At 66.2% G+C, this 14697-nt stretch carries 14 protein-coding genes; 7 read left to right on the forward strand and 7 right to left on the reverse strand.

Translation table 11 applies throughout. From position 1 onward, the window contains the following. Positions 1–109: 109 nt before the first annotated feature. Positions 110–1450: a type I glutamate--ammonia ligase gene (gene glnA, locus ACFYOW_RS37440; protein WP_387294796.1), complete on the forward strand. Its 1341-nt coding sequence runs from the start codon at positions 110–112 to the stop codon at positions 1448–1450. Positions 1451–1538: 88 nt separating this feature from the next. Then, complete coding sequence (locus ACFYOW_RS37445; RefSeq protein WP_387294797.1) at positions 1539–4550, forward strand: bifunctional [glutamine synthetase] adenylyltransferase/[glutamine synthetase]-adenylyl-L-tyrosine phosphorylase; 3012 nt, start codon at positions 1539–1541, stop codon at positions 4548–4550. Between the two features lie 75 nt (positions 4551–4625). Here ACFYOW_RS37445 and ACFYOW_RS37450 read toward each other — a convergent pair whose 3' ends face one another. Continuing rightward, positions 4626–4958 carry a winged helix-turn-helix transcriptional regulator gene (locus ACFYOW_RS37450; RefSeq protein ID WP_387294798.1) on the reverse strand — a complete coding sequence of 111 codons (333 nt, stop codon included), beginning with the start codon at positions 4956–4958 and terminating at the stop codon, positions 4626–4628. Positions 4959–5079: 121 nt separating this feature from the next. On the opposite strand from ACFYOW_RS37450, the gene ACFYOW_RS37455 reads away from it, so the two are divergent. Beyond that, on the forward strand, positions 5080–5418 hold the full coding sequence (locus ACFYOW_RS37455; RefSeq protein WP_327096773.1) for a hypothetical protein: 339 nt from the start codon (positions 5080–5082) through the stop codon (positions 5416–5418). Continuing rightward, positions 5418–6059, forward strand: a complete 642-nt coding sequence (locus ACFYOW_RS37460; RefSeq protein ID WP_387294799.1) for a cysteine hydrolase — start codon at positions 5418–5420, stop codon at positions 6057–6059. Before ACFYOW_RS37455 ends, ACFYOW_RS37460 begins: the two co-directional genes overlap by 1 nt. Here ACFYOW_RS37460 and ACFYOW_RS37465 read toward each other — a convergent pair. Further along, positions 6013–6354 carry a hypothetical protein gene (locus ACFYOW_RS37465; protein WP_387294800.1) on the reverse strand — a complete coding sequence of 114 codons (342 nt, stop codon included), beginning with the start codon at positions 6352–6354 and terminating at the stop codon, positions 6013–6015. The two genes, ACFYOW_RS37460 and ACFYOW_RS37465, sit on opposite strands and share 47 nt — an antisense overlap. 105 nt (positions 6355–6459) lie before the next feature. Here ACFYOW_RS37465 and ACFYOW_RS37470 point away from each other — a divergent pair, with 105 nt between their 5' ends. Then, complete coding sequence (locus tag ACFYOW_RS37470; RefSeq protein ID WP_387294801.1) at positions 6460–7404, forward strand: endonuclease/exonuclease/phosphatase family protein; 945 nt, start codon at positions 6460–6462, stop codon at positions 7402–7404. Positions 7405–7544: 140 nt separating this feature from the next. After that, positions 7545–8987, forward strand: a complete 1443-nt coding sequence (locus tag ACFYOW_RS37475) for a metallopeptidase (RefSeq protein ID WP_387294803.1) — start codon at positions 7545–7547, stop codon at positions 8985–8987. 4 nt (positions 8988–8991) lie between these two features. Here ACFYOW_RS37475 and ACFYOW_RS37480 read toward each other — a convergent pair whose 3' ends face one another. The 5 genes from ACFYOW_RS37480 to ACFYOW_RS37500 are packed head-to-tail and all read right to left on the reverse strand — an operon-like array spanning position 8992 to position 13753. Continuing rightward, on the reverse strand, positions 8992–9867 hold the full coding sequence (locus ACFYOW_RS37480; RefSeq protein WP_387294804.1) for an alpha/beta hydrolase: 876 nt from the start codon (positions 9865–9867) through the stop codon (positions 8992–8994). Beyond that, complete coding sequence (locus ACFYOW_RS37485; RefSeq protein ID WP_387294805.1) at positions 9864–11273, reverse strand: M20 family peptidase; 1410 nt, start codon at positions 11271–11273, stop codon at positions 9864–9866. The genes ACFYOW_RS37480 and ACFYOW_RS37485 overlap by 4 nt, the downstream gene beginning before the upstream one ends. Next, positions 11270–12919, reverse strand: a complete 1650-nt coding sequence (locus ACFYOW_RS37490; protein ID WP_387294806.1) for a CocE/NonD family hydrolase — start codon at positions 12917–12919, stop codon at positions 11270–11272. Before ACFYOW_RS37490 ends, ACFYOW_RS37485 begins: the two co-directional genes overlap by 4 nt. 58 nt (positions 12920–12977) lie before the next feature. Beyond that, the gene (tsaA, locus tag ACFYOW_RS37495; RefSeq protein WP_387294807.1) at positions 12978–13394 is read right to left on the reverse strand and encodes a tRNA (N6-threonylcarbamoyladenosine(37)-N6)-methyltransferase TrmO; all 417 of its coding nucleotides are present in this window, start codon (positions 13392–13394) and stop codon (positions 12978–12980) included. A 14-nt stretch (positions 13395–13408) separates the two neighbouring features. Beyond that, the gene (locus ACFYOW_RS37500) at positions 13409–13753 is read right to left on the reverse strand and encodes a VOC family protein (protein WP_387294808.1); all 345 of its coding nucleotides are present in this window, start codon (positions 13751–13753) and stop codon (positions 13409–13411) included. Positions 13754–13822: 69 nt separating this feature from the next. Between ACFYOW_RS37500 and ACFYOW_RS37505 the strand changes: the two genes are divergently transcribed. Further along, on the forward strand, positions 13823–14665 hold the full coding sequence (locus ACFYOW_RS37505) for a sigma-70 family RNA polymerase sigma factor (protein WP_387294809.1): 843 nt from the start codon (positions 13823–13825) through the stop codon (positions 14663–14665). The last annotated feature ends 32 nt before the right edge of the window (positions 14666–14697 follow it).

The following is a 14697-nucleotide window of genomic DNA, read 5'->3' on the forward strand; positions in this document are numbered from 1 at the left end:
GCTCACAACGCGATCTTGCACCCCGTGCGATTCATTCCGAATGTTGGGATTGCAATCCCTAAGCGTGTATGTAACACGGATTTAACGCCGGGTGCTTACGCTCGGCGACATGGATCGCCAGAAGGAATTCGTGCTGCGGACGCTCGAAGAGCGGGATATCCGCTTCGTGCGTCTCTGGTTCACCGATGTGTTGGGCTATCTGAAGTCCGTTGCCATCGCTCCGGCGGAGCTGGAGGGCGCCTTCGAAGAGGGCATCGGCTTCGACGGCTCGGCCATCGAGGGCTTCGCCCGGGTGTCGGAGGCCGATATGGTCGCGCGGCCGGATCCCTCGACCTTCCAGGTGCTGCCGTGGTCGACCAGTAAAGGCCACCAGCACTCCGCGCGCATGTTCTGCGATATCACCATGCCCGACGGTTCGCCGTCCTGGGCCGACCCGCGCCACGTGCTGCGGCGTCAGCTCAACAAGGCCGGTGACGTCGGGTTCAGCTGCTACGTGCACCCGGAGATCGAATTTTTCCTGCTGAAGGACAGCCCGCAGGACGGCTCCATGCCGATCCCGGCCGATTCGGGCGGCTTCTTCGATCAGGCCGTGCACGATTCCGCCCCCAACTTCCGTCGCCACGCCATCGACGCGCTGGAGTCGATGGGCATCTCGGTGGAGTTCAGCCACCACGAGGGCGCCCCGGGGCAGCAGGAGATCGACCTGCGCTACGCCGATGCGCTGTCCATGGCCGACAACGTGATGACCTTCCGCTACCTGATCAAGGAAGTGGCGATCGACGAGGGCGTGCGCGCGACCTTCATGCCCAAGCCGTTCGCCCAGTACCCGGGCTCGGCCATGCACACCCATATGAGCCTGTTCGAGGGGGAGGCCAACGCCTTCCATGATCCGGACGATCCGATCAACCTCTCCGCGACCGCGCGGGCCTTCATCGCGGGCATCCTGGAGCACGCCCCGGAGATCAGTGCGATCACCAACCAGTGGGTGAACTCCTACAAGCGGCTCATCCACGGCGGTGAGGCGCCGACGGCGGCCTCGTGGGGCCGGTCCAACCGCTCCGCGCTGGTGCGGGTGCCGATGTACACCCCGAACAAGTCCTCCTCGCGCCGTGTCGAGATCCGCAGCCCAGATTCGGCCTGCAACCCATACCTGACCTTCGCCGTGCTGCTTGCCGCCGGTCTGCGTGGCATCGAGAAGGGTTACACGCTGCCGCCGGAGGCCGAGGACGACGTGTGGTCGCTGACCGTCGCCGAGCGGCGCGCCATGGGCTTCCGTGAGCTGCCCGGCACGCTCGACGAGGCGCTGCAGTCGATGGAGCGCTCGGAGCTGGTCGCCGAGACGCTCGGCGAGCACGTTTTCGACTTCTTCCTGCGCAACAAGCGCCGGGAATGGGCGGACTACCGCAGCCAGGTGACCCCGTACGAGCTGAAGGAGTACCTCGGCCTCTAGTCGGTTAAACCCGGCTCAGTCGGCTACGTTTGCGACTCTTTCCACCCGGGCGGGTGGAAAGAGATGATCGGCCATCTAAGTTGGACTTATGGTCCGGCCGCCGTCTGCTCGTTCTGCTGTCCCCGGTGTCGGTCGGCTCGGCTTGCTCGAGCCGACCGCCGCCGCCTCGTTACGAGAGTTGGCTTGGGACAATATCGACTCCATTCCGGTGCTGTGGGCGCTGTCTCGCGCGCCCGATGCGGATCTCGCACTGCTGACGCTGACGCGGTTGCAGGCGGCACTCGGCGAGGACTGGTCCGAACTCGATTCGACGCTGCGGATCGATACCGCCTTGCGCGGCAGGCTTTTCGCGCTCATCGGGTCATCGAGCGCATTCGCTGATCATCTGGTCGCAGACCCTCCCGCATGGCGAATTCTGCTGCGCGACAAGTTGCCCGCGCGCGAGGAGCTGATCGCCGATCTGTTGGCGGCTGTGCAAGCGGTACCGGCCGAGAGTCCGCACGCGGATGCCGTGCTGTACCGGGCCGAGCTGTCCGGTCCCGAGGCAGTTGCGCTGCTGCGCAAGCGATATCGCGATCAGCTGATGCTCTTGGCCGCGCTGGACCTGGCTGCCACCGTGGAGAACGAGCCGGTGCTGCCGTATCAGGTGGTCGGCCGCCATCTCACCGATCTCGCTGATGCCGCACTGACCGCGGCGCTCGCGGTAGCGGTGTCCCGGGTCTGCAAGGACGCGCCGGTGCCGGTGCGGCTGGCCGTGATCGCCATGGGCAAGAGCGGTGCTTGCGAACTCAACTACGTCAGCGATGTCGATGTCGTCTTCGTGGCCGAACCGGCCGATGCCACCGCCACCCGGTTGGCCGCCGAGATGATGAGCGTGGGTAGCGCGGCCTTCTTCGAGGTCGACGCGGCACTGCGGCCCGAGGGCAAGGCGGGCGCGCTGGTGCGCACCCTGGACTCGCATATCGCGTACTACAAGCGCTGGGCCAGGACCTGGGAGTTCCAGGCACTGCTCAAGGCGCGGCCGATGACCGGCGATCTGGCACTGGGAGAGCAGTACCGCGACGCGCTGATGCCGATGGTGTGGACCGCCTCCGAGCGCCCCGACTTCGTCGCCGATGTGCAGGCGATGCGGCGCCGAGTGGAGGATCTGGTGCCCGCCGATCTGCGCGAACGCGAACTCAAACTCGGCCACGGCAGCCTGCGCGATGTCGAATTCGCCGTGCAGCTACTGCAATTGGTACACGGACGGGTGGACGAGACCCTGCATGTGCAGGACACCATCGAGGCGCTGACGGCGTTGGCGGCGGGCGGCTATGTCGGCCGCGACGATGCCGCGAATCTCACCGCCTCCTATGAATTCCTGCGCCTGCTCGAACACCGGCTGCAGTTGCAGCGGCTCAAGCGCACTCACACGTTGCCCGCCGCCGATGACGAGGAGGGCATGCGCTGGCTGGCGCGCGCGGCCCATATCCGCCCGGACGGACGGCAGGACGCGGTCGGCGTGCTGAGCAATGAGATTCGCCGAAATGCGGTGCGGGTGCGGCGATTACACGCCAAACTCTTCTATCGGCCATTGCTCGAATCGGTGGTCAAGTTGGATCCCGACGCGCTGCGCCTGAGCCCGGACGCGGCGATCCGGCAGTTGGCGGCGCTCGGCTATGTGGCCCCGGAAAACGCGCTGGGACATCTGAAAGCGCTCACCGGCGGGGTATCGCGCAAGGGCCGGATTCAGGCGCTGCTCTTGCCGACCCTGCTCGAATGGCTCGGGGACACACCGAATCCCGATGCCGGACTGCTCGCTTACCGGCGGGTCTCGGAGGGCCTGGACGATCAGATCTGGTTCCTGCGCGAATTGCGCGACGAGGGCGCGATCGCGCAGCGGTTGATGATCGTGCTCGGCTCCTCGGAATATCTGCCGGATCTGCTGATCAACGCACCGGACACGATCCGGATGTATGCCGACGGTCCGGGCGGGCCGCTGTTGCTCAGCCCGCAGCCGGAAGACGTTGCGCGCGGGATCCTTACCGCGGCGGCACGCTACGACGATCCGAAACGTGCTGTGGCCGCGGCCCGTTCGCTGCGCCGGCACGAATTGGCGCGGGTGGCCTCGGCCGATCTGCTCGGCATGCTGGACGTGCCGCAGGTATGCCGGGCGCTGTCCTCGGTGTGGGTCGCGGTGCTGGAAGCCGCGCTGCGCGCGGTGATTCGAGCCAGCGAGGTCGAACTCGGGGCGCAGGCACCGGCCGATTTCGCGGTGATCGGCATGGGGCGACTGGGCGGCCTGGAACTCGGTTACGGCTCCGATGCCGATGTGCTCTTCGTCTGCGACCCGCGTCCCGGCGAGGACGAGACCAAGGCCGTGAAATGGGCGATCGGCATTGCGGAGAAGGTGCAGCGGTTGCTCGGTGCGCCGAGTACCGATCCGCCGCTGCAGGTCGACGCCGGACTGCGCCCGGAGGGACGCAACGGCGCGCTGGTGCGCACGCTGGCCGCCTATGCCGCCTACTACGAGCAGTGGGCGCAGCCCTGGGAGGTGCAGGCCCTGCTGCGCGCGCATCAGGTGGCCGGGGACCAGGACCTCGGTGTCCGGTTCCTGCACATCATCGACAAGGTGCGCTATCCCGAGGGCGGGGTATCGGCGGAGGCGGTGCGCGAGATCCGCCGGATCAAGGCCAGGGTGGATGCCGAACGCCTGCCGCGCGGTGCGAATCCGGCGACCCATACCAAACTCGGGCGCGGTGGTCTCGCCGATATCGAATGGACCGTACAGCTGATGCAGCTGCGCTACGCCGACGATGTACGCGCACTGCACAACACCTCGACGCTGGAATGCCTCGATGTCATCGAGCAGACCAAATTGCTTGCGATCGAAGATGTTTCGCTGCTGCGCGAAGCCTGGATCACGGCGACCAGGGCACGCAACGCACTGGTGCTCGTGCGCGGCAAGCCGGCCGATCAACTACCCGGCCCGGGCCGTCTACTATCGGCCGTCGCACGCGTCGCCGGCTGGCCGAACGACGACGGCAGCGAGTTCCTGGACAACTACATGCGCATCACCCGCCGCGCAAAAGCCGTGGTGGAGCGCGTCTTCGGCGGCTGACCCGCGCCGACGGTAGTCGAAAGGTGGTTCTCAGTGGGCGCGGCGGCCGCCATTTGACTACCGTCGTGATTTCGCTCAGGGCAGGGGGATGCCTGTGCGGTCGGCGCGTTTTTGGCCCCATTCGTAGAGGGCGGTGAGCACCGGGACCAGGCTCCAGCCTTCCTCGGTCAGGTCGTATTCGACCTGGGGCGGCACGGTATCGAAAGTGGTGCGGCGGATCAGGCCGTCGGACTCCAGGTCGCGCAGTTGCTGGACGAGCATTTTCTCGCTGGTGCTCGGCATCAGGCGCCGCAACTCGCCGTAGCGGCGCACGCCCTCCTTGAGGTGAGCCAGGATGACCGGCTTCCATTTGCCGTCGATGAGATCGACGGTCACCTCCACCGCGCAGTAATAGCGCTTCTCCGGCATTGCTCGCCTCCCGGTACTCACCAAAAAGTGCGTTCTTGTAACACTGTAATCATCGGGCTTACATGGAACTCGCACTGCGGCGCGGCCGCACCACATTCTGCAGACATGGAGTTCGATTCCCGTGAAAGTCATCGTTTTCGACAGCTTCAAGCCCGGCGTGACGATGGAGACCATCACCCCTTATCTCCCCGAGGAGGTCGCCAATGTGTGGCGGCTGTGGAAGGCGGGCATCGTGCGCGAGAACTATGCGCGCGCCGATGAGCCGGGCGTGGTGATCGTATTCGAGGTCGACAGCGTCGAGGAGGCGAAACGTTATGTCGCCGATTTCCCGCTGACCAAGGCCGGTCACCTGGAATGGACCTACGTTCCGGTGCAGGCGCCCTTGCCGCTGGAGGCGCTGATGGATCCGTCCGTCGACGTCGCCGAGCCCTACGACAGGACGAAGGTGGGGTCGGCCTGATGCAATACGCCTACGGTCTGAGCATTCCGCAGACTCTCGCGGATGCCTGCGATCCGACCAGGATGGCGCTGATCGTCTACGACATGCAGGTCGGCATCGTGCGGCAGCTGCCGGACGGCGACAAGATCGTCCAGGCCTGTGTGCAGCTGCGGGATGCTGCGCGGGAGAACGGTTTTCGCGTCTTCTACACCCGGCACATGTCCTTGCCGCCCGCGGCGGCCGGTGTCGCGCAACTGCGCACCGCCATGGAGTGGCAGCGGGTCGACAACGCTAACGAGGTGAATTCCAGCTTCCCGCAGGGGTCGCCCCAGTATCAGCTCGTCCCCGAGCTGACGCCCGGTCCGAACGAGGTGGTCATCGATAAGATCACCATGTCGGCCTTCTCGGCGACTCCGCTCGATATCGCCTTGCGCGACTTGGGCATCGACACTTACGCCATTGCGGGCATCGCTCTGGAGGTCGGCATCGAACCCACCGTCCGGCACAGCCTTGACCTGGGCTATCTCCCGATTGTGGTGACCGATGCCTGCGGCGCGGGCCATCCGGATGCGGCCGAACGTTCCTTGGCCACACTGGCTTTCGCTGGGGGCTCGCTCACCACGGACGCCGCGACGCTCGTCGAGCGGATGCACCGCCACTGAGCGCAAGTCGCGCCGGATCGACCGCGGTCAGCACCTGGAAGTGGCGCACGAATTCCCGCAGCGCAATGCGGTCCTCATCGTCGGGCGGGCGGTACCCTCGCTCGGCGGTGATCGATACCGTGCTGCCCGCGCACACCCGCAACTCGTCCCAACACGACGGCAGCACCGGTGTCAGCACCGTGTGCCCGTTGCACGTCACCGTGATCCGCGAGGTGAACCGGCCCGCGGTGTGGGCAAGATCTTCGGCCGCGTCCGCGGTGAGCGTACCCATCGCCGTGAACTCCTCGACATACATCGCGACCACCTCACTCTCTGCAGGCCAGTGTAGGAGGCGTGCTTCCACACGAGATCTCCACAATCGCCGCACGTGGCCTCCATGGCTGCCGGTTAGGGTCGGGGCATGCGTAAATGGGTGGACCGGGTGGTGCTCGGGCTGGGGTGGTGCGCCTTGGCGGCGGGAGTTCTGGGGATCGTGCTGCATTTCGGGACGTGGCGGCGGCAGGCTTTGGTGCTGTTGGCATCGGGTGCGTCGTATTTGATGCTCGGGGCAGGGTTGGGGTTGCTGTTGTTGCTGATCGCGCGGGGGTGGAAGAGTGCGGCGGCGGCCGGCGTGATCGTCGCGTCGGTGTTGTGGATGCAGGTGCCGATGTTCGTTCCGGAGGGTCGGGCGGCGAGTGGGCCGGAAGTTTCGGTCATGCAGTCGAATCTGTTGTTCGGGAAGGCGGATGCGGCGGCGGTGGTTCGGGCGGTGCGGGAGAACCGGGTCGAGGTGCTCACCGTCGACGAGCTGACACCGGAGGTGGCGCAGCGACTCGCGGCGGCCGGAATCGAAGAGTTGCTGCCACATCAGTTCCTACAGCCCCGTGGGGGCGGCAACGGCACCGGGATCTACAGCCGATATCCGTTGCGGGACACCAAGAAATACGACGGATTCTGGATGAACAATCTGTCCGCCACCATGGAGCATCCACAGCGCGGACCGGTCGCGGTGTTCGCATTCCATCCGGTGCCGCCGTCGGTCGACTTCCCGGCGTGGAGTTCCGAGCTGGACAGGATTCGCGAAATACTGGACGCGCAACAGGGTCCCGCGATCGTCGGCGCGGATTTCAATGCCACCCGCGATCATTCGGCATTTCGCGATCTGCTGCGCGGCCGGTTCGTCGCTGCGGCGGATCAGGCGGGTGCCGGGCCGCTGCTCACCTATCCGGCGGATCGCCGGTGGGGTCCGGTGATCGGCATCGACCACATTCTGGTCGCCGATGGCACGTCGGCCGACGTCCGCTCGCTTACCATTCCCGGATCCGATCATCGCGCGATACTGGCACAGGTGCAGTTGAACGCCTGACGGAGCGAATGCGCTCAGACGTATACGCGCGCAAGGGTTTCTGCGATTACCATGTGATCGCTCGACGGGCAGGCGTATGACCCATCGGGTCGGGGTTCGCCGAGGACGGACCCACAGTGAGTTCGGGGAGGAAAGACCTGATGAGGACTAGACGGCTGCGGTTCGGGGTGGTCGCGGTATTGCTGTTGGTCGGCGCGGCGCTGGTCGGCTGTGACAGCAAGGCGGGCCGGCCGGGGGCGAGCGCGGTGACCGCGGACAATCCGTGGGAACTGACCGGCGCGGTCTCCAACAGCGGTCCGAGTGGCCCGCGCAAGGGGGTCCCGGACGCACCGCTCACCGCGGAGAACGGCGACGGCGGCGCGGTCGACAAACTCGCCCTCAACACCATCGCCGATCTGGAAGATTTCTGGAAGACCGAGTACGGCAAGAACTTTCCCGGCACCTTCAAGCCGGTGAGCCGCTATATCTCCTGGGATGCCAAGGCCTCCAAGGAGCAGGCGATCACATTCTGCAAGTCCAGCACCTACCATCTGGTCAACGCCGCCTACTGCAGCGTGGACCACACCATCGGCTGGGACCGCGGTGTGCTGCTGCCGCTGTTGCAGGAAAAGTACAGCGATATGGCGATCGTGATGGTGCTCGCGCACGAATACGGTCACTCCATTCAGGGGCAGGCCAAGATCGCCGGATTCTTCACGGGGACACTGGTGAAGGAGCAGCAGGCCGACTGCCTGGCCGGTGTATTCCTGCGCCATGTGGCGGAAGGGAATTCGGCGCATTTCACGTTGAATATGACCGACGGGCTCAATGCGGTCCTCGGCGCGACCATCGCGGTGCGCGATACCGATCCGGATAACCCGAAGAATGTGCACGGTTCGGCCTTCGAGCGGGTGACCGCGGTGCAGATCGGCTACACCGACGGTGCCCAGGGCTGCAAGAAGATCAACAAGAAGGAGATCGAGCAGCGTCGGGGCACCCTGCCGACGACGTACGAGAACGGCGAACAGGACGCCCAGCTTCCGGTCGACGTGGCATCGCTGACCAGCCTGAGCAAGGCGCTGGCGAAGATCTTCCCGCTGCAGCAGGCGCCGCAGTACGACTACAACGGGATCATCAAGAACTGCTCGAAAGTAACTGCTACCGAGCCGGTCTCGTACTGCCCGAGTTCGAACAAGATCGGCACCGATGTGCCCGAACTCGCCAAACGCGGCGGGGCGATGAAGGGCGACGACGAACCGCTCTCAGCGGTGGTGGACGGTGATTACAACGCCTTCGCCGTGTTCATCTCCCGCTATGTCCTTGCGGTGCAACAGGAACGCAAGCTCTCCCTCACCGGGGCCGAGTCCGCCGGATTGCGCACCGCATGCCTCACCGGAGTCGTGACGACCAAGCTGAGCGAACCGGCCAGCGATCCGCGGCTGTCGGCGAACGATCTCGACGAGGCGGTCTCCGGACTGCTCGCCGACGGTCTGGTCGCCAGTGATGTGGACGGCAAGGTGGTGGGGAGCGGGTTCCAGCGGTTGGAGGCGTTTCGCACCGGAGTCCTCGACGGCGAGCAGACCTGCCTGACGAACTACCGCTAGCGGCTCACTCGTCCGCTACGTGGGCCTGCAGCCACTCCAGGACATCGGCGAGCACCTTGTCCTGTTCGGGCTCATTGAAGACTTCGTGGTAGAGGCCCTCGTAGCGGATCACCGTGAGATCCTTCGAACCCGCGCCCTGCTCGATCAGATCGGTGCTCGACGGTGCCGCGATGGCGTCGGCAGTGCCGTGCAACACCAGCAGCGGCACGGTGAGCTTGTCCAGACGGCTCTTGACGAACTCGGTGGCATTCAGCATCTCCATACCGGTTCGGGCCGGGAGCATGCCGCGGAAGACCAGCGGATCGTTGTCGTAGGCGCGCACCACCTCGGGATCGCGGCTGATCATCGACGAATCCAGTTTCAGCACACCGACATTCGGCGCGAACCGGGACAGCAGCGGACCGAGCAGGCGCTGCAGCGGATTGCCGACCGCGATATCCAGCGGCGGCGCCGACAATACGATGCCGTCGACGTCGATCGGCGCCCGGACCGCCAGATACAACGTGATCAGGCTGCCCATCGAATGCGCGAGCAGGAACCGCGGCACATCCGGATGCTCGCGGCTCGCGATCTTCAGCATCTCCGCGACATTGTCGGCGGAGCCGGCCATCGAACCGATATTCGCGTTGTTGCCCGCCGACTTGCCGTGGCCGAGATGGTCGAGCGCGTAGACCGCGAAACCATTGTCCGCCAGTCGCTTTCCGACATGGGCGTAGCGGCCGGAGTGTTCGGCGACGCCGTGCACGAGCACGATCGTCGCGCGCGCAGTTGTGTCGGGAAGCCATGCGCGCCAAGCGATTCGGCTGCCGATGCCGTCGAATTCGCCCTCGGTGACCGGTGTCGGCTCGGCGAACTCGCCGGCCTTCGGATCGGTTGTCATGCATCGGCTCCTCGGGTAGGTGTCGGCGCCGCGAGCTGATCTATCAGCCGCCGGTTGAACTCGATGAGCCGAGCGTAGTTCACCAGGGAGATGCGCTCGTCGGTTCCGTGGATCGTTTCCACACCCGCCTTGGTCAGCAGGATGGGGGCGAAGTTGCAGCGGGTGGCGGCGAGGTCGTCGTAGTGCCGGGAATCGGTGGCGCCGGGGACGATGCCGGTGGTCACCGCGATGCCCGGGACGACGGACTCGGCCAGGCCCGCGATCATGTCGAATGCCGGGCCGGGCGGTTTGCCGGGGGAGGGCTCGGAGGTCATACCGACGAGTTCGATCCGCACGTCCGCGTCGCGCACCACCTTGCGGCAGTGTGCGAGCACCGATTCGACCGAATCGCCGGGCAGGATGCGGAAATTCACCAGGGCCTCGGCCTGCTGTGGCAGCACATTGGGTTTGACGCCGCCACGGATGACCGTCGGCGCGGTCGTGGTGCGCACCATTGCCTCGGTCTGCGGACGGGCCGCGAGTATCCGGATGATCACCGGCGTGGCCAGTCCGGCGAAGCGGAGCAGGAGGCGGCGATATTCGGGCATGACGTGGCGCAGTCTGGCGACCATGTCGGACACCACCGGCGTCAACCGCAGCGGCATCGGATGGTCCTGGATTCGGCCGACCGCGCGGGCGATCCGTCCGACCGCGGTCTGTCTGCCGGGCATGGACGAATGTCCGCCCACCGCCGATACCGAAAGGCGAACGGTCGCATAGCCTTTCTCGCCCACCATGATCGAGGCCACCGGCCGGTCTATGCCATCGGCGATATCGTCGAGGATGACACCACCCTCGTCGAGCAACAGATCCGCGTGCACACCGGATTCGCGCAGCCGTTGCGCCATGCGCACCGCGCCGTCGTCCCCGAACACCTCCTCGTCGTGCCCGAATGCCAGATAGATGGTGTGCCGCGGGCGAACTCCCGCGGCGAGTGCGGATTCGACCGCCTCCAGAATCGCGATCAACCGGCTCTTGTCATCGATTGCCCCACGGCCCCAGATGAATTCGTCATCCACCACGCCCGCGAACGGCGGATGCGTCCACCGCCCCAGATCATCGACCGGCACCACATCCTGATGGGCGAGCAGAATCGCCGACACCCGATCCGGTTCGACGCCCGGCCAGCGATACAGCCTGCTGTGCCCGAACCGCTCCAATTCCAGTTCGGCGTGGACCAGTGGGAACGACTGTTCCAGGTGCGCGCCCAGCCGGACGAATGCTGCGTCGCTGGGTTCTGTGGGCTCCGCGGTATCCGATGGCTCGTAGGAAACCGTCGCGCAGCGCAAGGCCTGCGCGAGGCGTTCGGCGACGTGCGTATCGACGACCACCCGCGTGGTGTGGGTCTGCGCGGCGTTACCTGTCATCGAGGGCCGGTCTCATTCGGCAAGTTCATGGGCACCACTGCATTCAACACCTCGGGGCCGAGTGCGCGGACCTTCTGGTCGCGCCACTTCGCCCAGGCCTCGCTGGTGCCGGCGGTGAGGTCGGGGGTACGCGGGGTGCTGAGCAGAGGCAGGTCCAGGCGCGCCGAGACGACGGTGACCTGGGCATTGGCGGCGGTGTGGGACCAGACGTCGTCGACGACATCGGTGATCCGCACGCCGAGGCGGTGCCCGGCAATGATCGGCCAGTCCTGCGCCAACAGTCTGATCTCGGCGGTATCGGCGACCGGAGCAATGCCGCGGGTGATGATGGTGCCGCGGCCGTCGGGAGCGATATCGAACAACTCGACCGCGACCGTCGCGGTCGGCGGACCGGACAGGCGCAGCGACGCCGTCGGAATTCCGGAGATGTGCTGGGTGGTGCTCAGCTGTTCGGAAATGGACCAGATCTCGCGATCGGGTCCCGGCAGCAGGCCGCGATCGGTATAGGTGCCGGTGCGCAGGTCGATCGGAATGCGGCGCGAGTCAGGGGGCGGCCATGCGGTTTCGGAGCGCCAGCCGCCATCGAATTGGCCGACCGTCACGCGCGGGCCGGGCACCTCGATATCGCGGTCGGCGACATGCTTGTCGAAGAAGGCGAGTAGTTGGGTATCGAAATCCGGTGCGCCGCATTTGCTGTCGCAATCGCTGTGGCCCCATTGGCCGAACCAAGCACGATGATCGCCGGGACCGAGCGCATTCCAGACGTCGAAGATGCGATACGCCCGGGTGTTGTAATCGAGGAAGCCCTGGCCGACGAACAGCGGAATGGTATTGCCGCGCAACTCTGCCACGAGGTCGCGATCGCGCCAGAACGCAGTGGTGGCGTCATGGTTGGTGGTGTTCGCCGCGAATTGCTCGTAGCACCCCGCCGAAACCTGGACGGCATTGGACTGGTACTCGGGGGAGTCGTCGGGCCGGCCCGGTGTGGAGGCGATGAGCAGGTGCTCGAAACCGGTCATTTCGGCTGGGCGAATGCCGCTCTCGGTGACCGGCTTACCGGAGAACTTCCATGCGACCCCCTGCATGTACATGTACGCGTACGGGTCGACATCCGGTCCGAACGCCGCGACGGCGGCCAGCCCCGCGGGTTTGGCGGCCAGCCCCATCATCCCGGTCCAGGCCTCGTAGGAGGTGCCGATCATGCCGACCCGACCGGTCGACCACGGCTGCCCCGCCGCCCACTCCACGGCGGTGGCCACATCCGAGCGTTCACCCGGCCCACCGAAATCCGGACAACCGGACGAGCCGCCGTAGCCGCGCAGATCCACGATGACGTAGGTGTAGCCCGCATTCAGGAACATCGCGACGTGCAGGTCGTCGGTGGACGGCCCACCCTCGAGACGCGGCACGCTCAGATAGGCACTATGCGAGCGATACGGGCTGACGGTCATCACCACCGGCGTGCGCGCATCCGCGGAAATGCCCTGCGGGCGCAGGATATCGGCGTGCAGCCGGGTACCGTCCGGTGCGGTGATGAAGCTCTGCGACCACTGGAACGGCACACCGACCGGGTCCGCCGCCGATACCGGCGCCAGCAATCCGAGCATCAACAGAACCCCGGCCACACCACGCAACAGCACAGTCACCCGAGAACTATCGACCGCTACTGGTCGATAGTCCAGCCCCCGGAACGGGGGGTGTCACTCAGCGCTCAGCGGTCGGACCGAGCACCGGTTTCAGATCCAGCACCGGGGTGCCGTCGATCGCTTCCAAACCGTGCACGGTGAGCGTCGCCCCATCGATATCGGCGATTGTGACCCGGTGCAGCCCGATCGGATTCGGTCGATGCGGGGCGCGCGTCGCGAACACCCCGGTGACCGGGCGGGTGGGGTCGCCGCGCGGATGCACCGCGAGCACGTCCCGATCCGCCCGGTGCAACCAGGTGAACACCAGCACCTCAGCGCCGGGCCGCAAGCCCGCCGCGCCCGCCGCGACCTCGGGCTCGAGCACGATCTCGGCGGGCGGTGCGCCTTCGTCGCCTTGTTTCGGCGCATCCGCCGGATCGGTCAGCGGCGAGCGCACCCGGCCGATCGGGCGCACGTCATAGGTCTCGGAGGGCATGGTTCGATCCTCGCCTACGGCTGCATCAGGCCGAAGACATTCCCGTCGGCGTCCTCGACGGTCGCGATCAGCTTTCCGCCGCCGACATTCGTCGGCTGCTGGGTCACCTCGGCGCCGGCCTCGACCAGGGTGGCCAGCTGCTTGTCGATGTCATCGACGGTCCAGTAGCCGATCGGGCCGGTCATACCCTTCTTGTGGCCGTTCGGGTCCAGGCCGATGTCCTGGCCCGCCACCCGGTAGCCGACGTAGTACGGGGTGTCGGCGGTGGGCTCCGAGCCGAACAGCGCGCCGTACACGCTCTTCGCCTTGACCAGGTCGGTGACGGGGTACACGATGGTCTGCAGTCCAGTGGTCATCATTCGCTCCTCGTTCGCGGTTGCGGTTTCCGGTTCACGTACATGACCAGCCCGATCGGGAGAATGTGACAAGTGGACGAGAAATTTCTTGCCGAGCGCTTCGAGGAGCACCGCACGCATCTGCTCGCGGTGGCGTATCGCATGCTCGGCTCCGGCAGCGAGGCCGATGACGCCGTCCAGGAGGCCTGGCTGCGACTGAGCCGTTCCGATAGCGACGAGATCGAGAATTTGGGTGGCTGGCTCACCACCGTGGTAGCCCGGGTCTGCCTGAATATGCTGCAGTACCGCAAGACGCGGCGCGAGGAACCGCTCGACGAATGCGAACCGGTGCCCGATGTCCACGGCCCGGAACAGGAAGCGGTGCTCGGCGATTCGATCGGGCTGGCCCTACTCGTCGTGCTCGACACCCTTGCCCCACCGGAGCGGCTGTCTTTCGTACTGCACGATATGTTCGCCGTGCCGTTCGACGAGATCGCGCCGATCGTCGGCAAAACTCCCACGGCCGCAAGGCAATTGGCCAGTCGGGCGCGGCGGCGGGTGCAGGGTGTCAGAGCCGCCGCCGACCGCGATCGCCAGCGTGCGGTGGTCGACGCATTCCTCGCCGCCTCGCGCAGCGGTGAATTCGAGGCGCTGCTGACCCTGCTCGATCCGGATGTGGTGCTGCGCGTCGACGCCGCGGCCATCGCCACCGGTGCCGCGGGCGCGTCCGGTGCGGATGCCGTCGCGCAGACCTTCTCCGGCCGGGCCAGGGCGGCGCAGCTCGCGCTCATCGACGGACGGGCGGGCCTCGTGTGGTCCGTTGGTGGCGAACCGCGCGTGGTCTTCGATTTCACCGTGTCCGAGGGCCGGATCGTGGCGATCGACCTGCTGGCCGACCCGGAGACCTTGGCACTCATGGAACTGCAGGTGGGCTGACCCGTGCCTGTCACATCTCGGCCGCCGCGCTG

It is taken from the genome of Nocardia sp. NPDC006982, assembly GCF_042869435.1.
In the GTDB taxonomy this organism is placed as follows: domain Bacteria; phylum Actinomycetota; class Actinomycetes; order Mycobacteriales; family Mycobacteriaceae; genus Nocardia.